Below are 21,503 nucleotides of genomic sequence, written 5' to 3'. Positions count from 1 at the left end.
AGCCCCGTGGAGACGTCGAGGCCTGGCCGGCGTTCCACCTCGTCAACGTGGCGAGGGCGAGGACGGCGCGGGGCCGGCCGCGGCTCGGAGGCTCCCCCGCAGCTCGCGCGGAGCGCAGCCGAACCATCGCTGGCACGCGTGGCTGAACGCTGTCGCGTCCGCGAAGCCGAGCTGAAGCGCGACCGCGGTCACGCTGACCGTCGCCTTCCGGAGCAAGCTGCCGGCGCGCTCGCGGCGCACCTCGTCGACGAGGCGCCGGAAGCTCGTCCCCTCGGCCTCGAGGTGCCGCCGCAAGGTCCGCTCCGTCGTGCCGAGGGCGCGGGCCACGCGCGGGAGCGACGGGAGACCGCCGTCGGCGCTCGACAGCTCGCGGACGATCGCGTGCAGGACGGCGTCCTCGCGCGACCGCGGCGCGAGCTGCTCCGAGAGCGCTCCTGCAGACTTGCACAGATACTCCCAGAGCGTCCGGTTCGCGGAGGGAGGCACCGCGTCGAGGATCTCGCGACGGAAGGAGAGCCCGTCGTGCGGAGCGTCGAAGCTCACGGGGCAATCGAAGAACGCGCCGTGCCCCGCCCGGCGAGGCGGCGCGGGATGGCGGAAGGTCACCTCGATGGGCGTGAGATCCGCGCCGGCGAGCCGCCGCAGACACCCGAGGCCCTGCGCGACGGCCGTCTCGTTGGACAAGCGGTGCCCGAGGGTGAGAGGCCGCGCGCGGTACCATCGGAGGTGGACGCGTCTCGCGACCTCCGTCACCTCCCAGCGACCCGAGTCGGTGAGCAGCGCGCCGTGGCGAGCGATGGTGTCGAGCGCGTCGCGCACCGACGGCGCGGTCATCAGCGCGAAGCCGAGCACGTGCAGGTCCTCGATGGCCGCCGCTTGCGCTACCCGGAGCGGCAACGAGGGGTCATCGAGCGTCCGACCCAGATACGCCCACAGGTCGACCAGATGATCGAACTCGATGCGTCGCCCCGGGTCCTCGGCGAGCGTCTGCGGCAGGCGCGCCGCGCGGCGTAGGGCGTCCGGCCGCACGCCGTCCCGCAGCGCCTGGTCGACGACACGCTGGACCACCCTCGCCACGACCGTCGGTTGGGGGCGCACCATGCGCTCGGCCCCAGCATGCAGCATGCCAGAGACCGATGCTCTTCGTGGACGGCACCCCGTGCAGCGGGAGGCTTCGTGGGCGCGTCGGGCATGGCGCGGCGATCAGGGCGTGCGCTGTTCGTGCGGGCTCAGGGGCTCGTGAAGCCCAGGATCCCGTGCCCCGCCACGACATAAACGGTGTTCGGGGCCCCTGGCTCGGGGTTCGTGGCGCTCGCCACGCCCTCGCGCATGAACGCGGTCCGGATGCGCGTGATGGAGGACGCCTGATGCGCCTCCTGGAGCAGCCTCATCGCCTCGACCGGTATCGTGAGCGAACCGTCTCCTCCCAGCGCGACGCACTGGATCTCCACCTGCTTGCCGGCGGGGGGCGGCATCGCGAACGGCGACGCTCCCTCGACGCTGCCGTCGGTGGTGGTGATGCGCACGAGCGTGCCCTGCGCGGCCCCGCAGCTCCCGCCCTCGCCGCCGCAGCTCAGGGTCATCGACGTGCCGTCGAGCGGCACCGCGCCGAGGAGGGACTGCGACGCCTCGTCGAGCTGGAACTCTCCTCCTGCCACGAGGGGTCCCAGATCGGGGAACTCGAAGGCCATCACGCCGCCGGGCTCGATACCCACGACGACCTCATCGCCGCTCGCGATGGGATCGTTCGGGTTACCGGGGATCGGCCCTGCGCCGGCGAGCACGACGTGGTTGGCCACGAACGCTTCCTCGGCCGCGCGCGGATTGACCACGACCGCGGTCTCGCTCGACTCGACGGCGACGATGGGGAACGCCCCGTTGTTCTCGCCCATCGCTGCGCCGTCCACGCGCAGGGTGCGACCCACGTCGGCCGCGGAGAACATCGCGCCGCCGATCACGTACGCTGCGGTGCCCATCTGCCCGGGGGTCACGCTCGTCTGGCCCGTTCCGCTGTGCGTCGGGCAGACGTAGCCGTTGCCCTGGAAGCGGCAATCGAGCGAACCGCCCGCGAGCCCCGAAATCGTGATGACGCCCTGATCGGTGAGCGGCGGCGGCGGATCGTCCTGCACGTCGTAGACCCATCCCTTGCACCCGGTGAGCTGGCCGGGCATCTCCTCGTAAGTGGGACGCTTCGCCGCGGTGAACAGGACCTGCACCGTGAGGCCGTGACCCGCCTGCGGCGCACCGAGGATGGAGACATCCTGGATGGAGATGATGCCGTTGTGCGTCGGGGCGAGGCTGTCGCCTGCGCCGCCATCTCCCCCCGAGCCTCCGCTGCCGCCCGAGGCGCCGCTGCCGTCCGAGCCTCCGCTGCCGCCCGAGCCTGCGCCGGCCGGCGTGCCGCCGCTCCCGTCGTGGTTGTCGTCGGTCGGATTTGCGCAGCATCCCGTGAAGGCGAAGGCCGTGGCGATGGCCACGGCGAGCCGATGGCTCCTCGGGTTCCGCGCGAGTCGCATTCGATCGATCATGAGGTACCTCCAAGCATCGTGACGAAGCGCGTCGACCGTTACCCGGTGGACGCGTGCAAGGAGGTTAGGCGTGCCGCCGCGGCTCCGCCTGGTCGCGCCGGCCACGAACCTGGTCGAATCGGCCGACCTATCCCGTATCAACGGTACCCGAGGGCCTCCCGGAGCTTCGAGGTGTCGATGAAGCCCCGGAGCGGGTCCTTCGTCGCGTCGGTGCTGCGCTTGTTCTGGGCAACCCCCTGCCACTTTCCCTGAGGAACCTCGATCTCCTTGCGCTCTTCTGGGCTGAGCTCCGCCAGCGCCTCGTTCCAGCCGGCCTCGCCGTCGTCGTCGCGGAAATCGAAAGACTTGCCGTCCAGCGTCGTGAATCGGTAGTGCGGATGCTGCTGTTGCTTGTCCGACGGGGCGTAGATTGCCTCGAGCTCACAGGACGCGACGATGGATATATGGCCTCCGGATTTGCGGTTGGCCATGAAGATGTCTCCCGGCTTGGGCGCATACCCGTCCCCCGGCGCATGCCAGACGAGGAGGCCGGTGGGCGTACCTTTCGCGTTCTGGTCCTCGCGGAATGCTTCCAGCGAGAGACCCTTCGCATAGGCCTCGATCATGGTCAGGTTCGCTCCGGGTCTCCATGCGCCGTTGAGGGCTTCACGGTTGAGGAACTTGCCGAGCTCCCCGCTTGTGATCTTGTCCTCCGGCTCGCCACGTAAGGCCCAGGCCTTCCAGAACACCCAGGTCACGAAGTCGCCGCACCAGGAGTGAAAATCATTGTAATTCTGGCTGGATTCCTCGCGAGCCCTGGCCTGGGCGAGCTTCTCTTCCATTCCTTCTTTCTTGAGCCGCTCGAACGCTGCGGCGTACTTCGCCTCTCGCTCCGCTGCCTTCGCCTGGTGCCGTAGCTGGCACTTCCCGCTCGCCTTGACCCCAGGGAAGGTGGGCAGTATGCCAGGGCACGCAGCGCCGCTCTGGCTGCCGTGTCGGTTCTCGGTGATCTCGAGGATGAGCGGGCTCCACTCGATGCTGTTGACGGCCTGCCAGGCGATGTCGACAAGCCAGTCCTTCGGGCTGATCACGGTGACCTGCCCTGTCCCCGTGGGCAGGTGACTGTTCTTCCCCGGCTCCTCCGGCTGCTCGGCCTGCGGCTGGGCTTGCGCGGCCCCGCCGGGCGCATCTGCCTCTGGCGCCGCCTCCTGCTTGCGGTCCACGACGTAGGTGGCGTTCACGTTGCTGCCCACCTTCGGGCCTTGCACCTTGGTGATGATGTAGGCGCCGCCCGGTGTGGCGCCGTAGTCGTTGCCGCCGACGAAGGGGTTGTTCCAGTACACCGTCACCGATCCGCTCGGGCCGCGGTAGGTCACGCGGCCTTCGGTCCCGGTCATGACGCCGTCGGACTCGGCCGACCAGACTGCCGTCGCTCGGCACGCCGGCGGTGGTTCCCGGCCCGGGGTGAGGATCCCGTGGTCGAGCCGAGGAGGGCCCACGAACGTGAGCGGCTCGCCCGTATAGTTCACCAGCGTGCACAGTACGCTTCGCGTCGCCATATGCCTGTTCCCCTCCCTCGACGCCCGTCCGCTGCCAGCTCGAAGAGAGCGCCGCTGACTCGCAGTGTACCAGGAGACGGGGGGCGGCCTGCAAGGAGCGGCGCCACGTGAGCACGCATTCAGCGACCGAGCGCTCTGCGGGACGGGCGACCGGCTACCGGTGCGTCGGGCCCGATCCCGGCGCGATGTCCGTCAGGCGGTAAGAGCGGAAGAGGGCGAGCCGGCGATCCTTCTCACTCTTCTCATGAACGCCGACGACCCAGATGTCGGACAGCGACCGCGCCGCGACGCTTTTCGGGATGTACGCGGCCTTCACCTCCGGATCGATAGGCATGGGTACCTGCACCCAGGCGCCGCCCCGTGGGAGCGCCCAGACCTCCGGCGCCTTCCCTCCTCGGGAAGCGTCTCGCGGCAGGCCGAGGATCACCAACGTTCCGTCCTGCCCGCGAGCAGCATTCAGGATCCTCCTTGTCGGTGGGGCGGGCATCTCCGAGACAGCGGTCCCATCAAAATGGAAGAGCAGGGGCGGCGACGTCTCCTCCGAGGGGTAAGGCCCATACACCCCATGGGGTGCCTCTACACCGAGCTCATGATTGCCGACGACGTACACGTCGGTCGGGCTCTCTCCGAGCAGGCGGGTGTAGCCTGGGTAGAACTTCCGCCTGTCGCGCCGGATTTCGGGCGGCAGTGGGAGGAGAATCTCGGTCCTGTTCGGCCGCCCCGGGCGGGACAGGACGAGCCGGACCGGAGCTGGTTCGCCTTCCTTCATTGCAGCGTGCGCCTCGAGCGCCAGCACGTCTCCCGAGCGCCAACCCCGCGCCGCGGCTATCCCATACGTCTTCTCGTTCGTCGCCGTGTACGAGGGACGCGGCGCTGGTTGTCCGGGGCAATCGAGCACCTCCTGGCGCGCCGTCCAGGCATTTGTTGCGTTCTCGTTGTCCACGAGCAGGCCGACAAGGCACCCGCGGCCTTGATCCCACAGGTCCTGGTACAGGTCCTCGGAGTAGTCGCCTTCCGGTACCTGGTGGACCCTCGTCCAGCGAGCGCCACGGAGACGGAACACGCGCTCATGATAGAATGGGTAATCCCGGCTCGAGTTGTCCGGGGTGCGCAAGACCATCCATGCCGCATCGGGCCAGCGCCCGACGAGGGTCCTTACCTCTCCGTCCGGCACGGAGGACTCCATGGGCAGGCCTTCGGCGATCTCTGCCGACGACCCTACACGGTCACCCTCGACCAATGCGAAGGAGGTGCCATTGCGCTCCAGCAAGATCTGTCCACCCTCCAGGGGCCACAGATGGGCCGTACGGACGGGCAGCTCAGCGACCTTGCCCAACGAACTTTGGGGTCGCGGGAGAGATGGCCCCGTCGCGTTCGGTGCATGTTGCGCGGCGTCGCTGCCGAGCGAGAGGGTACCTGGAGCAGCACCGCCGGACCGGCAGGCAACATGAGTCGTCGCCAGGAGTGTGGCACCCAGAAAAACACCTGTCTTGAATCTCTGCCCCTGCGTCAGGAGCACGGCCAGGCCGCGCATGCGCGACCACAGCACGAGGGCGAGCTGCCTCGGATCGCCCCCGCGCAGGATCCCCGCGGCTTGCCCCTCCGCGATGCTGTCCATCGTCGCCCGGTGGCCCTCGGCGCGCGCCCGTACAAGATCCGGGGCGCTCTCCTTCACCGTGGCACAAGGCGCAACCATATCGGTGCTCTACGGGCGCGAACGCACCATCTCGGCTGTTCGCTCGAGCCACTCCAGGGGATCCCCGGCGTGGTAGGGGTGCTCCGACGGCTCGATGCCGTCGAGGAACTTGCGGAAGATGACCGCATGGCGGGCAGCGGCGACGGGGGCGAGCAGCTCGGCGGCGCGCTCGGGGTCGGAGCCCGGGACCGCGGCGCGCCACGCGCGGCTCCAGAGGCTCCCGATCGGGCCGATGTCGCCGGGCGGGATCCGCTTGAGGAACCCCGGCTGGTCGAGCAGAGGGTGCCCGATGCCGCTGTCGCCCCAGTCCAGCAGCGCGACAGACGTCGCGTCGCCGCGGGCGTTGCCGGGATGGAAGTCGCCGTGGACGAGCGTATCGGGCAACCCGGCCTCGGCCAGGCGACGGAAGCGCTCGGGCAGGCCATCGACGAACCCGCCGAGGGTCGCCCGATCACCGGCGGACAGCCCGGGCGTCCGGGCCACCGCGTCGGCGATGAGCCGTATCAGGGCCGGCGCGCGGAAGTCCGGCAGCCCCAGCGCCAGGAGCTCGCCGACCTGCCGGCTCGCGCCGTGCTGCAGGCCGACCAGCAGCGAGACCAGCCGCTCCAGGATCGGCAGCTCGGCGTGATAGAAATCCTCGCCGGGGATCTCCGGCATGAGGATCCGCCGGCCGTCGTGGCCGAGGAGCGCCGGTACGGGCCCGCCCGCGAGCCGCGCGATGAGGGCCCCCTCGTGCCCGAGGAACGGCGGGACGTGCTTCAGCCAGACCGTCTGGCCGCCGGCCCGGAGCCGCCACACGCTCGACAGGTTCCAGGTCCGGATCTGCTCGGCGGGCGCCGTCCGCGCGAGGCCCCGAGCGCGCAGGACCGAGTCCGCCCAGGCGAGGTCGTCTGAAGGCCCGCCCGGCCGAGCCCACGGCTGCCGGAGCGGGTGCTCGTCGAGCGCCCCGCGCCAGGGCTCGATGCGGGGCGGCGGCGGCGCCTCGGTCTCCGCGAGGTAGGTGACGGCGCCGCCGTGGGGAACCGGGAGCTCGGCGGCGAGCATCCGGAGGACCGTCACCTCGATGCCGTGGTGCTCGCGAGCTCCCTCGATGACCGGTTGGGTCTCCTGCCACCACGGCATCGCGACCGGATAGGGCGGCAGCGCGCCCAGGAGCTCTCCCGCCCTGGTGACGAGGACGAGTCGAACGATGCGCGGCGGTTCGGTCGGCACCGGGCGATGATAGCGAAGGGCCGACGTGGGTCGAGAGCTCAGAACCGTGACGGACGGCGGTGCTCCGCGAGAGGAGAATGAGGCGCCAAGGCGTCAAGGACGCCAAGGACGCCAGAAGCGTACTGGGGTCGAAATGAAACCGACGCCGCCAGCCGCGCCGGCGTACCATTCCCTCTCTCTTCCCTCTCTCATGGCGTCCTGGCGCCTCGCTGTCCTCGGGCGAGGGGGCGCGCATTGCGCCCGGGAACGCCGCCTCGTGTCAGCGGAGCTCAGGACACCTCGCGCGGCTCCCGGCGCGCACGCTGGAACATCACGATCCCGAGCAGGATCCCGCCCGCCACGATGGCGATGTCGGCGACGTTGAACACCGGCCAGCGATGAAGGTGGATGAAGTCGATGACGTACCCGCGGACGGCGCGATCGATCGCGTTCCCGATCGCGCCGGCGACGATGAGCGCGTACGCGGCCTGCTCGGCGAGCGAGGCGCGGCGGCTGTGCCACCAGCCCAGGATCACCCCGCCGAGGACGATCATCGAGCACGCGAAGAGGAACGCCATCTTGGCCGGCGACTGGATGCCCCGGAGCAGGCTGAAGGCCATGTCGCGGTTCTCGGCGTAGCGGAGATCGAGCACCCCCGGCACGATCGACAGGGGCGCTCGCCGCTCGAGCGCGGCCTGCGCGACCGCCTTGGTCGCATGATCGCACCCCACCAGGGCCATCGTGAACAGGATCAGGACCCAGCTCATCGCGCGTCGCGCCATGGCCGGCGGAACGCGTGGTCGCGGCGGGTCATTCCCGCTCTCTCCAGAGAGGACGGTGTGGGATGAACTCGTCATCGTACTTCACGGCCGGGGCGATCGGCGGAGGGCGGGTCGGCCCTCCAGGAAGACGCCGACGAGGACGCCGAGGTAAGCGCCGGCGTGGAGCCCCCAGCTGACGAGATAGCGCGTGGCGGCGCCGGGGGACCACGCGCCGAGGCTCGCCTCGCGCACGCCGAACGGATCGAGCGCCGCCATGACGGCCGGGCAGAGCGCGAGCGCAGCGGCGAGCGCCGCCATGATCCTCGCCAGCCAGGCGCGCCACGAGAACCGGTCGCTGCGCGCGGCGCGGAGGAGGCCCACGCCGGTGACGAGGGCGCCGAGCGGCAGACCTCCGCGGAACCCCGTCCACGCGACCGCGAGCCGGAACGGCAAGCTCGACACGGCGAGGCCCTTTCCGTCGAGGAAATACTCCGGAGAGATGGTGGCGGTGACCTGATCGAAGAGCGCCCCGCAGGCGCCCGCGGCCAGGGCGCCGGCGAGGATGGCGAGGTACTCGCGAGGGCGGGAGGCGGGGGGGCGAGGCCGCACGGCGCCCACGATACGATGGGCGCAGGCGTTCGCGGCAGCTTCTTAGAACTCTCGCCCGTGTCAAGCCCGCGGGAACGGCGCCGGGCGAGCCGTCTTTCGCGCATCAGACACCCGCTCGCCCCATCGCAGGGCCCGCGCGCCGTGCATTGGGTGCAGCTCTGGCTCGACGACCGCGACGTGCGTTCGCCATCACGGGCTCGGGCCGGGGCCCACCTACGCCGCGTCGAACCCGAACGCCATCGGTCCACACGTTGGATCGCGCGCGGATGCTGCCGTTCGGGGCTGCGAGGGCAAGCTCAGATGATCGAGGATGCGGCGCGCCACCGCTGAGTCGGTGATCGTGGAAAGCACGCGCATCCTCCGTTCGCATCTCGGGCATCGGAGCGCATCGAACCCGAACGAGCGCTTCATGAGCATGGCCCACCAAAGCCGCGAGCCGGGCGATGAACTCCATTGGACTCATGACGCGGTGAGTGCGTCGTCGCCGAGATGTCTTCAGCAAGTACGCAATGCGCCCATCGGGCAGGAGCTTTGGCGGTTCTTGTTCTCCTGTTCTTCTTCTCGTCCGAGCACCGCTCTCGTCTAGAGCGGCTGCCCCGCGATAGCCGCCCTGACGGCGCGCTCGAGCGCCTCGCCGTCCTCGGGCGAGAGGGCGCTCATCGCGCCCGGGAACGCCGCTTCGAGGTCCACGAGCACGTCGAGGGCCGCCTCCTCGTCGATGGCCGCGCGGTCGTGGCGCCCGACCTTCGAGGCAGCGGAGGCCAGGCGCGGGCCGTTCGCGAGCCGCTCGCCCCAGCGGACCAGCGTGGGCAGATCGACCGGGCGCTCCGGATCCCACGGCGCGCTCTCGTCGAAGCGGTCCTCCCGCATCTCGGCGATCTTGCGCTTCAAGGCCATGTAGGCGGCGGCGGGCATGCGGACATCGGGCTTGGCGACCAGCCCCTCCGCGAGATTGGCCGGACCGAGCGGCGGCAGCCCCAGGACGGACGCGACGCGCGACGGAAATCGCTCGGGCAGGGCGGCGACCTCCGCCTTGCGCCCGCGGGCGAGGAGCGGGGGCATCATGAGCCCGGCGGCGACGGCGACGGCGGCCGCCTCGCTGAAGGCGAGGAACGCGTCCTCGCCCTCGTCGACGGCGCGGAGCTCGAAGAGCGCCCACCGCAGGTCGGGCGCGTACCAGACGCCGGTCTGCACCGGGCTCACGCCGCCCGTGGGGACGTCCGGATGGGGGTAGCCGCCGCCGAAGAGCTCACCGTAGAGGACGAGCCGCTCCGCGCCGACCGCCGCGAACGCCGCGCGGGCGGCGTCCCGCAGCGACGCGCGGAGGAGCTGCCAGCCGAAGAAGGGGTCGTCGTCCCGGAGCCACTCCTTGCGCTTGCCGAAGCGGACACCGGCCGCGTCGACGCCGATCACGAGCTGCGCGCCGTGGATCTTCTCGAGCGCGACCCACGTCGGGGCATCGCTCGCGCCGAGGCACGGCATCTTGGGGAAGGGGAGGAACTCCATTCCCGCCGACGATAGCGCCGATGGCACCGCCGCGCGTGCGAGACGCTTGACTTCCGGGAAGGCCTTTGAGCTCCTTAGACCCAGGGGGGTCACTCATGTCCGCCGAATCCAGCCGGGCTCCGCCAGCGCCGTGCTTTCGCCTCCTGCTGATCGAGGACAGCGCCATCGCCGCCTCGATCGTGCAGAGCCACCTCGACGCCGTGCCGTGGCAGCGCGCCGAGCTCGCACACGCCGAGACGCTCGCGGCAGGGCTCGCGCGCGTGAAGGAAGGGTGGGATGTCGTTCTCCTCGATCTCTCCTTGCCCGACGGGGAGGGCCTCGAGGTGGTCGAGCGCGTCCGGGACGTGGATCCCCACGTGCCCATCGTGGTGCTGACGGGCCACGACGACGTCCGCCTCGCGGAGCGCGCGCTCGGCGCCTCGGTGCAGGATTACCTGGTGAAGCGCAGCCTCGACACCGACACGCTGTGGCGCGCCATCCGCTATGCGGTCAGCCGCCAGCAGCTCGTGACGCAGCTCGCGCGCACGATGGCGGAGGCCCGGGAGAACGAGGCCAATCTCCACCAGCTCATCGCCCGGAGCGCCGACGGGGTGATCGTGCTGGACCCCGGCGGCACAGTGCTGTTCGCGAACCCCGCTGCAGAGGCGCTGCTCGGCGAGGGGCGCCTCGTCGCCGGGCGGGGCTGCCCGGTGGCGCTGCGCGCCGGCGAGACGAGCCTGGAGCTCGGCGGGCACACGGTCTTCATCGATGTTCGCTGGGTCGATGTGGACTGGCAGGGGCGGCCCTCGCGCATGGCGCTCCTGCGCGACGTGACCGGGCGGCGCCGGGGGGAGGAGCTGAGGCTCCGGCTCGAGCGCAGCGAGCGGCTCGCCGCGGTCGGGCAGCTGGCGGCGGGCGTGGCCCACGAGATCAATAATCCGCTCGCCTACGTGGTGGCGAACCTCGAGCTGCTCGCCCGCGAGATACGGCGCCTGGCCGGCAAGGGGGTGGCCACCGAGCAGCTCGCCCAGCCGCTCGACGACGCCCGCCACGGCGCGACGCGGGTGATGCACATCGTCCGGGATCTCGGGGTGTTCGCGCGCAGCGAGGCGAACGAGGCGATCGGGCCGACCGACGTCAACGCGGTGCTCGAGAGCGCGCTCAACATCGTCCACGCCCAGATGAAGCACCGCGCGCGCGTGGTGCGCGAGCTCGCCCCGGTCTCGCGCGTGGGCGGGGCGGAGGGGCGCCTCACGCAGGTGTTCGTGAACCTGCTGATCAACGCGGCGCAGTCCATCCGGGAGGGGCGCGTCGCCGACAACGTCGTCGAGGTGCGTACCCGCGAGCAGGGGCGCGAGGTCGTCGCGGAGATCGTGGACTCGGGCTGCGGCGTGGCCGAGGAGCACATCCACCGGCTGTTCGAGCCGTTCTTCACCACGAAGCGCGCGGGGGAGGGGACGGGGCTCGGGCTCGCGATCTGCCGGAGCATCGTCGAGTCGTGCGGCGGGACCATCGGGATCAGCAGCACGGCCGGCGTGGGCACCTGCGTCCGCGTCCGCCTGCCCGCCTGGACGAGCGCGGAGCCCGCGGCGCTGCCCGCGCCAGCGCGCGAAGAGGGGCCGACGCGGCGCGCCCGGATCCTCGTCGTGGACGACGAGCCGCTCATCCTGCGGGCGCTGCGGGGGCTCCTCGGGACATCCCACGAGGTCGTGTGCGTGTCCTCGGGCGCCCAGGCGCAAAGGACGCTCCGGCTGGATGCGGACTTCGATGTCGTGCTCTGCGACCTCGTGATGCAGGAAGGCACGGGGATCGAGCTCCACGAGTGGATCGAGGCGGAGCTGCCGGCGCTCGCGGACCGGGTGCTGTTCATGACCGGAGGCGGGACGAGCGAGGCGAGCAGGCGGTTCCTGGCAGCACACGGGGGCCGCGTGCTGCCGAAGCCGATCGATCCTGCGGAGCTGATCCGCCGCGTGGAGGCGCTGCTGCCGGCGAGGGCGGTGGAGCCGGCGAGGGCGGTGGAGCCGACGGGGGGGACGTAGCCGGGGCTCAGGGCAGGCGTTGTCTCGGGTCGCTGCTACGTATCAGGGCGGGCCCGCGGCGCCGTCCTGGATCCACTGCCGCAAGATCGCGAGCTCGTCCTGGCTGACGGTCGGCCCGGCCGCGCTGGGGGGCATCACGCCCGAGATGCACTGTGCCGTGGCGGACTGCACGCAGCCGGCGGTCTCCGCCGTGCCGGCGGCCTTGCGGTAGAGCCAGCTGTTCTCGGGATCGCCCGGGACGACGAGCTTGTACTGGCCGCCGCCGCGGGAGGGCTTGTTGATCAGACCGTCGACGATCTTCCTGGAGCTGATGTGGCCACCGAGGATCAGCTTCGCATTGGCGCCCGTCTCGGCGTGGCAGCCGCTGCACAGGTTCTTGTTGGTCGCGAAGATGGGCCGCACCCTCTCGTGGAAGAACCCTGATTCCACCGGCAAAGGCTCATTGGGATTGTTGACGTCGTCGGGGTCCAGGTTCTGCTTGATGATCTTGATGTGGGTGTCCATCTCGCGGCACTGCGCGACGAGATCGTCCTTCAACTTCTGATCCGTCGGCTGCATCCCCTTGGCGATGCGATACTTCTCCCACACGTTGTCGATCCAGCCGTGGAGCTTCCAGAACATGTAGTTGTCGATGTTCGCTTCGGTGTTGTTCACGCCGTGCGTCGTGTTGCCCGGCCGCGCCCACTTGGCGTGCAGCACGAAGTGAAGGCCCACCCACGGCATGTTGGTCGCCCCCCTCAGCGCCTGACCCACGTTGCACTGGAGCCAGAAGCCGAGCGTGCCTTCGTCCGGGAACCTCGCGAGGTTCTCGGGTTTGTCGATCTCGTCGCCGATCCTCCCGGCTTCGAGGGCGGACGCATCCCAGTCCCGCCACGCGGAGCGCCATTGGGGCGGCACGTCTTCGGCCGAGGTCGGGAACTTGGTGAAGCCCGTGAACTGCTCGCTATGATTGGGCCAGAGCTGCTTCAGCGCCTGAATCATGTGGCGGTGAAACACAAGGAACTGATAGCCGTCGCCCGGGGTCTGACAGTTCTGATCCGCCGGGATCAGCTGCTTGAAGTCGCAAATGCCCACCTTGCTCCCTCCACCGCCGAAGGGGCCATTGCAAGTGCGGACCGCGTGCCACTCGATGTGGGCCACCTGCCAGGAGTTGTCATACATCCACTTCAGGACCTCCGGCTGCACGGTGGTATCAACGATGTTCGGATCGTTGTTGCCGGGCGGAAAGAAGTCCGCGGCGCCATCCTTCATCGTAGGGCTCGAGTCGGTCTCGTGGGGAGGGTAGCCGTACACGCAGTGGTCACTCATATCTTCATGGTCGGCCGTGCCGCCACTGCCACCGACACCGGCCGAGCCCGAGCCGGGGCCCGCGCCGGAACCCGAGCCGGGGCCCGAGCCGGGGCCCGCGCCGGAGCCCGAGCCCGGGCCGCCTGCGCCGCCTGTCGTCGCCCCGGGGCCCCCGGCGCCGGCGCCGCCCTCCGCCGCGCCGCTTAACGAGTTGTCGTCTTCACCACCGCATGCGCTCAGTGCCAACGCGGTCAGTGCCACGAGAGTGGCCAGGCGTCGTCGGGATGTACGGCGGTAGGTTGCAGATGCGTGGTGCAGGTCGTTAAATAGCATATCGCTCTCGCAGGCCGGTTAAGCTCAGTCCGTCAGGCACGTCCACCCCACAGCGGGCGGGCAGCCGCACTCTACCAGTGGCATACATGCGCCGTCAACAAGAACATCTGTTGTTACGGTGCCTGTATATTTATCGATCATTGGGCGAGATCTCCTTGCTGGTGTTTACCTCCAGGGGCTCACCGGTATGACGATCCTCACCATGAAACTCTTTGAAATCAGGACTGTAGACACCGCCGTTGGTGCCACCGGTGCCATCACTCGCGATCAGCCCGCCAGTGGCGGGGTTCCCCTCGCCGCCACTGCTAGTACCGCCAGTTGGGGGGGGCTCCCCCAGCAGCAGCGGCGGCCCCTCCCGTGCCCACGCTTGCGCCGCCGCCAGACGCGGATGTCCCGCCCGTCGGGCTGGGCATCTGGGGATCCTCTGCCGATCGGCATGCGAATCGCATGAGGGAGAGACCCGCTGCCAAGACTGTCCAGTCCGCCGCGCCTACGCGCGCGATTTTTGCCATGGGTCTTGAGCAATTCCCGCGATCGCGAATTTTGATCTCAAGATCAGCATCCTTTTAGCCTCCAGTACCACCGGCTCAACTCCGCTTCCCAGAATCCAGAGGGACTGATCGTTTCTGTCTTCGATGCGCCCAGGCACGTGGGTATCGAGCCCAGCAGGCTGTGGAGTGAAGGCCGCTCCTTCGATGCATGGATATTTGATACAGATTCAATTTTCCAGGAGGGAGGCGGGCGCGTAGAGCAGCGCCACGCCCGGAGTGGCGGGCAGCGAGAGCGCCGCGACCTCGACCCGGAGCTCGGCGCGCAGCGCGGCGTCGAGGTTCGAGAGCGGCTCGTCGAAGGGGAAAGGACCGGCGGGCTCGAGCACATCGAGGAGAGCGCCCTGGGGGACTACTGCGCGCCGGGCGAGAGCTGCCCTTGCTCCCGGGCGAGGAATACTTTGGCCGGGGGCCGCTTCAGCTCAGCCGCCCCAGGCGCATGTGCAGCGCCGCGGGAATCCAGGTCGATACACGACCTGCCGCGCGCCTCGTCGAGAGCGAGGATGGACTGGAGAGCATCGAACTGAACGCCATGCGGGCGCGGCGCCCCCCCGAGCGCCGCGCCGCGGGGCTCACGTCCCGCCGCAGGCCTCGTACTGCACCTTGCACGCGTCCATCCCCGCCTGCTGCACGCAGGGCGCGCAGTTCGCCGTGATGCCCCCGCCGGCGCACTCCACCTCGCACTCGTCCGCGCACACGCCCGCCGCGCACACGCAGTCGATGAGCGCGTCCGTCTCGGGATCCTGCTGCGGATCCGTGCCCGGATCGCAGCCTTGCACGCACGCGCAGCAGAGGCCGTCGCCCATACAGCAGCCGTCGCCGCGCCCCGGGGGACAGGTGCAGTCGCTGCCGTCCTCGCCCATGCACGCCCCGTAGGCGCTGCCGTCGGGGAGGCACGTCGCGACGCCCGGCCCGCTGACGGCGTGGCAGGTGCACGGCATCGTCGAGCCGGGCACGCACGACGTCCCGGTGGCCGAGCTGGCGCTCGTCGAGCTGGCGCTCGTCGAGCTGGCGGTCGACCCGCCGCTCCCGGTCGGATCGGGATCGGTCGTCGTGGAGCCGCACGCGGCCGCGAACGCCGCCGAGATCAAGCAGATAACAAGATGATTCCGCATGACCATCTCGTATAGCGCACCGCCGGCGCGGCCGTCGAGGAGCACCGCCGCGCGCTCCTCGGGAGCGCTCGACGCCGCTGCCCGCGTCGCCCGTCGACAGCGCCGTTCAAGGCCGCCTCGGCGCCGTCCAAGGATCGCTGATCCTCGAGCGGCTCCACTCCGCAGGACCGAGGGCCACGGCGGAGAGCGCGCGCAGGCGACAGGGCGAGCGGCGTGGCCTGGTTTCTACCGACAAGGATCCTTTCACGACATGTGGAACCAACGCGCGGCTGTGCTCGCCCGAACCTGGGTCTGCAAGAAGGCCGGAACCCTGGTTCGTCAAGACGTTTTACATTACTTCACAGGTTTTCCCCGCGGCGGAGCGCCTGCGGGGCGCGCTCTCGGCGCCGGAGTACGTGGTTTCCGGCGGACGAGGGCGGCGCCGGAGCGCCCGGGAGGGCACAGGTGATTTCTGTGCGGCGGAGCGCTTGCCTAGGCCGCGGGGCGACCACAAGGTTGGCGCCTGCGCGCGTCCCCGCCGGCGGTGCTCCCGCACCGCGCTCCCCGTGACGTCCCCGGGGGCCGCGCTTTCCGCACCGTGTGATAGCAAGGAGATAAAGATGGCGATCTCGATGTATCAGGCTTCGATTCCCGTGTTCGTGAGGACGTTCGGCAACCTGTCCGCGATCCTCAAGAAGGCCGCCGCGTACGCCGAGGCGAAGAAGATCGAGCCGCGCGTCCTGCTCGACGCGCGCCTCGCCCCGGACATGCTCTCGCTCACGCGCCAGGTGCAGATCGCCAGCGACACGATCAAGGGCTGTGGGGCGCGGCTGGCGGCCGTCGACGTGCCGAAGTACGAGGACAACGAGGCCAGCTTCGACGAGCTGCAGGCCCGCATCGCCAAGACGATCGAGTTCCTGAACAGCCTGCGGCCCGAGCAGCTCGACGGCTCCGAGGACCGCGACATCACGATCCCCACGCGCGATCAGCCGCTGAAGTTCAAGGGCCAGGTCTATCTGCTGCACTTCGCCCTGCCCAACCTCTATTTCCACGTGACGACCGCCTACGCGATCTTGCGACACAACGGGCTCGATATCGGCAAGATGGACTTCCTCGGCAAGCCCTGAGGGAGCGGCGGTCGCCCGCTGAGGAGAGCGCCGCTCACTGGGGCGGCGCTTCGAGGAACCACGTTGGCGAGATGTACCCCTCCGTCGTCGCCCCCGACATCGGCGCCGTGCAGTCGTCTGCCGCCGTCATCGCGGTGAGGGCGACGGCGTCCTTGTCGGGCGTCTTGCACTCGTCGTAACCGTACGGCGTGCCCACGCTGCCGGTGAAGAGCTTGCACTGCTCGTCGGAGAGCACCGCGTAGTGCAGGTGCGAGTTGTCCCGCGGCCCGACGACGAGATCACAGTCGAAATCCTTCGAGGACGTCGGGCACTCCACCCACTTGTCGGCGAAGTTGAGGTTGTGCAGGCGAGGGATATCGTTCCAGCGCACCACCTTCCCGAGCACGTCGTCGGTCGTCACTTCCTGTAGCGCCACGAGGTCCAGCCCCAGCCCGTCGACGTCGAGGTGGCCATAGAAGGAGCAGTAGCGCTCTCCGGTCTCGGCCTTGGGCGGGTGCTCCACGAGCGCCACACCGAGGTACTGCGACCTGTTGATGCCCTTCCAGAGGAGCCTGCCGTTGGCCACGGGATGCACCTCCGCGCCCGCCGTGCCGCCCGAGATGACGAGATCCTCGCCGAGGTGGCGGCCGCCGTAGTCCTCGGCCACGACGCCGAACCCCCGGATCACGCGGCTGTCACGGAGGGGAGCCATCCGCTTCCCGCCCCCGGGCCGCTTGCATTCGTCGCTCTCCGGGTCGTTCTTCTGGCAGCCGAACGCGCAGTACACCGAGCGCTCGAAGCGGTATTCGCGCGTCCATGAGCGCCCGCCCTGGCCATCGCCCTCGGTGCCGTCGCACGGCTCCACGACGGTCTTCCCGCCCTCGATGCGCGTGCAGTACGCCTTGCAGAAATACAGCATGTTGGGGTCGCCGGCGGCGCGGCCGGCGAGGTTGTGCCCGCAGTACGCCGGGTCGTTCTCTCTGACGTTCCGGTTGCCGTTCAAGCATGGATCCCAGCTCTGCCCGAAGCTCGCGTCATCGCACGTGAGGCCCTCCGCGCTGGCGAAGTACTCGCAGACGGGGGTCTGCGCGCCGTACGGGTCGGGGCTGCAGACGCCGCAGGAAGTGCCGCAGGAGATCGCCGTGGCGCGCCAGCCGTCAGGGCGGTTCAGCCGGCGCTCGTCGCACGCGAGCACCTGCCCGCCCGGGCCGCAGATCTGCGAGCCCAGGCGGAGCGAGCGCGCGGGCACCGGGTTCCCCTGGTAGTCGACGGTCGGATCGCACTCCGACGTGATGCTCGGAGTGGGCGTGGGATCCGGCATGCCGAACGGCTGCTGCTCCGACTGCCCGTCGCACCGGTCGCTGTTGCTCCCGACATCCCTGAGCCCGCAGCCGCTCGGGCACTCCTCGTACGGGACGGGGCGTCCCACGACCGCCGCCGTGTCCCCCGCCGAGGGCGGGCAGGTGTACGAGGCACCGAACTCGTAGGCGCAGCGATAGAGGGTTCCGACGCGGCCGGTGATCTCGTGCTGGCCGCAGAAGAGATGCTGGCAATCGTTGTACCCGTTGTTCCCACCGGGGATGTGGAAGTACTTGAGGTCGCGCACCGGCTTGCACGACGCGTCCCCCGGTGGGCACGGGTTGCTCACCGGCGGGCACGACTCGTCGCAGCGGTCCCAGTCACGGAGCTTCGGCGCGTTCGCGGCGGACTGGTAGCCCGTCACTTCATGGTAGCGCACGGGCGGGATCTCCCGCACGGGCATGCACGCGCCGCTCCCGTTCCCCGCGCCGCAGCTGCGGTAGGGCACGGGGCGCGCGCCGGGGCCCGGGCAGGAGTAGAGATGATCCGCCCGGCCACGGATGCGGAGGTCCTGCTCGCCCGAGTTGATGGCGAGGTCCTTGTTGGCGCGGCCGCCGAACACCTGATCTCCGCAGAAGGTCTGGCCCGGCTCGACGCCCTTCCACTGGCCATCGTTGTCGCGGAACTCCACCGGACACCGGCCGAGCTCCGCGCTCGCCTCTCCCGTCGACTTGCCGGGATCGCAGGGGAGGTTGAGGTCGATCCAGCCTTCCTCCCCGCACACCCAGCGGCTGCGGTTCCCGACGCCGAGGCCGCACACCTCCTCGCCGCAGGCCGTGGTCGTGACCTCGCGGCCGGAGCTGTCCTGCACGCCGCGGCACGCCGGGCAGGCGCCTCGCGGCTGATTGCACGAGAGCCCGAGGCTGCGCCAGCCCTCGGCCGAGCACACCTGCCTCACGCCGGCGTCGCCGACGCCCGTGGGAAAGCAGAGGGTCATCCCGCAGCGGAGCGGGATGCGATCGCCCCCCGGGATGGGCGGGATCGGGCACGGGCACTCGCCGCTCGCCGCGCCGGTGCAGGCGCCGTCCTCGCAGCCGCCCGGGCAGATGCGCCACGAGAGCGGGATCTGCCCCGCGCCGGGGCACTCGTAGAGCGCGGCCGGCTCGCCGTTGACCACGTCCTCGCCGCAGAACGTCCCGTTGGCCGTACACGCGAGCTCGCCGCACCGGTTCTCGGGATAGCTCCGCCACGTGTCGGCGGCGGTGTCGCCGTCGAGGCACTGATAGGCGATGAGGTCGCGCCCGCACGCGAAGGCGTCGCAGCGGGTCTCCTCGGGCGGGATCGGCTCGTTGTTGTAATAGAAGCCCGCGGCGCACTCGCACGCGTCGCTGTCGGCCTGCGGCCCGAGCGGCGGCGGCGCGAGGGCGCCCGCCGGCGGCTCCTGACTGCAGCCCACGCCGAGCAGCCCTCCGCCCACGAGCAGGAGGGCGGCCGCGCCGCACAGACGCGCGAGCGAGCGGCGGCCGGGTCGATGAACGGGGCTCATTTGGCGATCCTCCGCAGGTCGCCCGCCTGGGTCGCCCAGTAGACGAACGCCTCGTCCACGGCGATCGCGATCGCGCCGACCTGCCCCACGGCGAGCGTGTCCACGTCGCCGCCCGCCTTGGGCACCTTGCGCACCGAGCCGACGCGGTTGACCCAGTAGAGGGCCCCGCCGCCCTCCGGATCCACCGCGATCCCCGCCGGACCGGGCTGTCCGTCGGCGAGCGCCACGAGCCCGGCGCCGTCCTTGTCGAGCCGGAAGAGATAGCCGCTCGGCGTGCTCCAGAAGAGGTGCGCGGCGTCGACCGCGAGGTACTGCGGCGTCAGGTTGGTGCGCTCGAAATCCTGCGCCGACGCGATCTGACGCGGCTCGGAGCCGTCCTTGCGGAGCTTCATGACGGTGCCGTCCGACCAGGTCCAGTAGAGGTGATCGGCGTCGGCGGCGAGCGCGCCGCCCACATCGCCGGCGGCGCCGCTGATCTCGGCGGCGACCTGCCCGGCGAAGAGCGCCTCGGCGCGGTACAGGCCGCCCTGGGAGAGCGACGTGAACCAGACCGCGGCGCCGTCGCTGACGACGGCCCACGGGTCGGGCACGCTCGCGGTGACCGTGGCCGCGGCGCCGGAGGGCGGGAACCGGAGCACGCCGGTGGAGCCGGTGACGAACGCGCCGGCGCCCGTCAGGGCGATGCCCTCGAAGCGCTCGCTCCCGCACGCCGAGGCGCCCGGCGCCGCGCCGGTGGCGAGGCAGGTCGTCGCGCCGGACGCCTTGTCGACGCGGACGGCGATGCCGCCGGCGGGCTGGAAGCCGACGACGTAAACGGACGCGGCGTCGACCGCGAGCGCGGAGGGGACCGCGAGGCCCGAGGCGAGCTGGAGCGCGCCGGGGCCGCACGTCCCGTCCTCGCAGGCGCCGCCGGCGCAGCTGTTGCCGCAGGCGCCGCAATTGAACGGGTCGGAGGCGAGCTCGACCTCGCAGCCCGTCGAGGGCGCGCCGTCGCAGTCGGCGAAGCCCGCATCGCACGCGACCACGCACGCGCCCGCCTCGCAGGCGGCCGAGGCGTTCCTGTCGCTGCAGGCCTCGCCGCAGCCGCCGCAGTTGCCGGCGTCGCTCTCGAAATCGACCTCGCAGCCGGTCGCGGCGTCGCGATCGCAGTCGCCGAAGCCGAGGTCGCAGGCGAGCGAGCAGGCCCCGGCCGCGCAGGAGGGGACGGCGTGCTGGTCGCCGCACACGTTCCCGCAGAAGCCGCAGTTGTCCACGTCGCTCGACGTGTCGCCGCAGCCGCCGCCCGCGCCGCCGCCGCCGTCGCCAAGGCACAGGCCGGCGGCCCGGGCGGCGCCCTCGAACGCCTCGCAGCGCGCGCGGCTCCCGGAGAGCGCGCTCAGATCGCACTCGTGGGCGAGCGTGGGCTCGAGCGTGCCGCAGCAGGTCTCGAGCAGCGCGTCGCACGCGGCCGCCGAGGGCGGCTCGCCGCCGCCGAGCGTGGGGCAGCGGCCCGCGTCCGAGGCGCCGCTCAGGTAGTCCAGGCAGAGGTCCGTGTCCGCCTCGGCGGCGAGGTCCTCGCAGCGCTCGCGCGGACCTCCGGGGAGCGAGGGGCAGCACCGGTCGGCGAGGTAGCTGCAGCTCTCGGCCGCGTGATCGGCCCCCTCGCAGAAGCCGCTCGCCTGGGCGTCCCGCTCGAGGAAGCTGTGGCAGAGCCCCTCATTGCCGCGGAATCCGGTGGCGTGACAGGCGGACCCGAGCTGCGCGGGCAACGACGCACAGCAGTCGTTCAGCAGGCCGGCGCAGCCCGGGCCGTAGGGGACGCCGTCCGGCGCGGCGCCGCCGCCGCCGCAGAACCCGGCCGCGCTGGCGCTGCCGGCATAGTCGTCGCACGCGGCGTCGTTCGCCGCCGCCGCCGCCGCGTCGCAGCTCGCCCGGAGCTCGGCCGGGAGCGAGGGACAGCAGGCCTCGCTCAGGTGGCCGCACCCGCTCCCGAGCCCCCCCGGCGCGCTGCCGCAGGCGCCGAACGCGGTGCCCTCCTCGTTGCATTGCTGCGCGCCGAGCGCCCCGTCGGGGAGGAAGCACACGGAGCGCGCGCCCGGGGCGCAGAGCTGGTCATCACCGCAGCCGGGGCCGCCGTATGCGAGCGCCGACACCACCACGAGACACACAGAGAGGGAAGGTCGACGCATGGCTGGAGCGCACGATGCTCGCGGCGCGCGCTCGCCGTGTCAACGCTCGCCGTGTCAACGCTCGCGACGGGCGCTGTTCCTGGAGGTCCGGCGGAGCTGCGAGGTGCCCGCCCGGCGGCGTGACGTGGCGCGCGGCCGTCACTTCCTCGCTCGTGTTGGACATCGATTCCGCAAGACCACCACAGGTGGCGCACAGCGTGACATTTTGTCACACCTCGGACGCCCACGGATCGCCCAAATTCCGAGGATTTGGCCCCGGTGAAGGCATTTGCGAG

At 70.8% G+C, this 21,503-nt stretch carries 16 protein-coding genes; 3 read left to right on the top strand and 13 right to left on the bottom strand.

Features of this window, described 5'->3' with window-relative positions; genetic code table 11:
• Positions 1 to 42: 42 nt before the first annotated feature.
• From WMF36_RS33235 to WMF36_RS33200, 8 genes are all read right to left on the bottom strand, one after another.
• Positions 43 to 1,125 carry an AraC family transcriptional regulator gene (locus tag WMF36_RS33235; RefSeq protein ID WP_437574801.1) on the bottom strand — a complete coding sequence of 361 codons (1,083 nt, stop codon included), beginning with the start codon at positions 1,123 to 1,125 and terminating at the stop codon, positions 43 to 45.
• 104 nt (positions 1,126 to 1,229) lie between these two features.
• Complete coding sequence (locus WMF36_RS33230; protein ID WP_437574800.1) at positions 1,230 to 2,528, bottom strand: hypothetical protein; 1,299 nt, start codon at positions 2,526 to 2,528, stop codon at positions 1,230 to 1,232.
• A gap of 137 nt (positions 2,529 to 2,665) precedes the next feature.
• Positions 2,666 to 4,036 carry a hypothetical protein gene (locus tag WMF36_RS33225; protein ID WP_437574799.1) on the bottom strand — a complete coding sequence of 457 codons (1,371 nt, stop codon included), beginning with the start codon at positions 4,034 to 4,036 and terminating at the stop codon, positions 2,666 to 2,668.
• Between the two features lie 184 nt (positions 4,037 to 4,220).
• Positions 4,221 to 5,741 carry a hypothetical protein gene (locus WMF36_RS33220; RefSeq protein ID WP_437574798.1) on the bottom strand — a complete coding sequence of 507 codons (1,521 nt, stop codon included), beginning with the start codon at positions 5,739 to 5,741 and terminating at the stop codon, positions 4,221 to 4,223.
• Positions 5,742 to 5,771: 30 nt separating this feature from the next.
• The gene (locus WMF36_RS33215; protein WP_437574797.1) at positions 5,772 to 6,974 is read right to left on the bottom strand and encodes a phosphotransferase family protein; all 1,203 of its coding nucleotides are present in this window, start codon (positions 6,972 to 6,974) and stop codon (positions 5,772 to 5,774) included.
• 269 nt (positions 6,975 to 7,243) lie between these two features.
• Positions 7,244 to 7,720 (bottom strand): signal peptidase II, encoded by a 477-nt coding sequence (gene lspA, locus WMF36_RS33210; protein ID WP_437574796.1) that lies wholly within the window; start codon positions 7,718 to 7,720, stop codon positions 7,244 to 7,246.
• A 96-nt stretch (positions 7,721 to 7,816) separates the two neighbouring features.
• Positions 7,817 to 8,323, bottom strand: coding sequence for a hypothetical protein (locus WMF36_RS33205; protein WP_437574795.1), 507 nt, complete (start codon positions 8,321 to 8,323; stop codon positions 7,817 to 7,819).
• Positions 8,324 to 8,905: 582 nt separating this feature from the next.
• On the bottom strand, positions 8,906 to 9,829 hold the full coding sequence (locus tag WMF36_RS33200) for an RNA ligase family protein (RefSeq protein WP_437574794.1): 924 nt from the start codon (positions 9,827 to 9,829) through the stop codon (positions 8,906 to 8,908).
• Between the two features lie 95 nt (positions 9,830 to 9,924).
• On the opposite strand from WMF36_RS33200, the gene WMF36_RS33195 reads away from it, so the two are divergent.
• Positions 9,925 to 11,847, top strand: coding sequence for a response regulator (locus tag WMF36_RS33195; protein WP_437574793.1), 1,923 nt, complete (start codon positions 9,925 to 9,927; stop codon positions 11,845 to 11,847).
• A gap of 42 nt (positions 11,848 to 11,889) precedes the next feature.
• On the opposite strand, the gene WMF36_RS33190 is transcribed toward WMF36_RS33195, so the two are convergent.
• The 3 genes from WMF36_RS33190 to WMF36_RS33180 form a co-directional block, all read right to left on the bottom strand.
• Entirely contained in the window at positions 11,890 to 13,155 is a 1,266-nt protein-coding gene (locus tag WMF36_RS33190; protein WP_437574792.1) for a hypothetical protein, read from the bottom strand.
• 1,030 nt (positions 13,156 to 14,185) lie between these two features.
• Positions 14,186 to 14,344, bottom strand: coding sequence for a hypothetical protein (locus tag WMF36_RS33185; protein ID WP_437574790.1), 159 nt, complete (start codon positions 14,342 to 14,344; stop codon positions 14,186 to 14,188).
• A 243-nt stretch (positions 14,345 to 14,587) separates the two neighbouring features.
• On the bottom strand, positions 14,588 to 14,956 hold the full coding sequence (locus WMF36_RS33180) for a hypothetical protein (RefSeq protein ID WP_437574789.1): 369 nt from the start codon (positions 14,954 to 14,956) through the stop codon (positions 14,588 to 14,590).
• On the opposite strand from WMF36_RS33180, the gene WMF36_RS33175 reads away from it, so the two are divergent.
• Positions 14,946 to 15,122 (top strand): hypothetical protein, encoded by a 177-nt coding sequence (locus tag WMF36_RS33175; RefSeq protein WP_437574787.1) that lies wholly within the window; start codon positions 14,946 to 14,948, stop codon positions 15,120 to 15,122. The genes WMF36_RS33180 and WMF36_RS33175 overlap by 11 nt on opposite strands.
• Positions 15,123 to 15,729: 607 nt before the next feature.
• Positions 15,730 to 16,236, top strand: coding sequence for a DUF1993 domain-containing protein (locus WMF36_RS33170; protein ID WP_437574786.1), 507 nt, complete (start codon positions 15,730 to 15,732; stop codon positions 16,234 to 16,236).
• 34 nt (positions 16,237 to 16,270) lie between these two features.
• Here WMF36_RS33170 and WMF36_RS33165 read toward each other — a convergent pair whose 3' ends face one another.
• The gene (locus WMF36_RS33165) at positions 16,271 to 19,060 is read right to left on the bottom strand and encodes a hypothetical protein (protein WP_437574785.1); all 2,790 of its coding nucleotides are present in this window, start codon (positions 19,058 to 19,060) and stop codon (positions 16,271 to 16,273) included.
• Positions 19,057 to 21,228: a hypothetical protein gene (locus tag WMF36_RS33160; RefSeq protein ID WP_437574784.1), complete on the bottom strand. Its 2,172-nt coding sequence runs from the start codon at positions 21,226 to 21,228 to the stop codon at positions 19,057 to 19,059. Before WMF36_RS33160 ends, WMF36_RS33165 begins: the two co-directional genes overlap by 4 nt.
• Between the last annotated feature and the right edge of the window lie 275 nt (positions 21,229 to 21,503).

Source organism: Sorangium sp. So ce887, from assembly GCF_051521455.1.
Lineage (GTDB): Bacteria > Myxococcota_A > Polyangia > Polyangiales > Polyangiaceae > Sorangium.
Note: the sequence above shows the minus strand (reverse complement) of the source record. Positions and strands in the feature narration are given on the sequence as shown.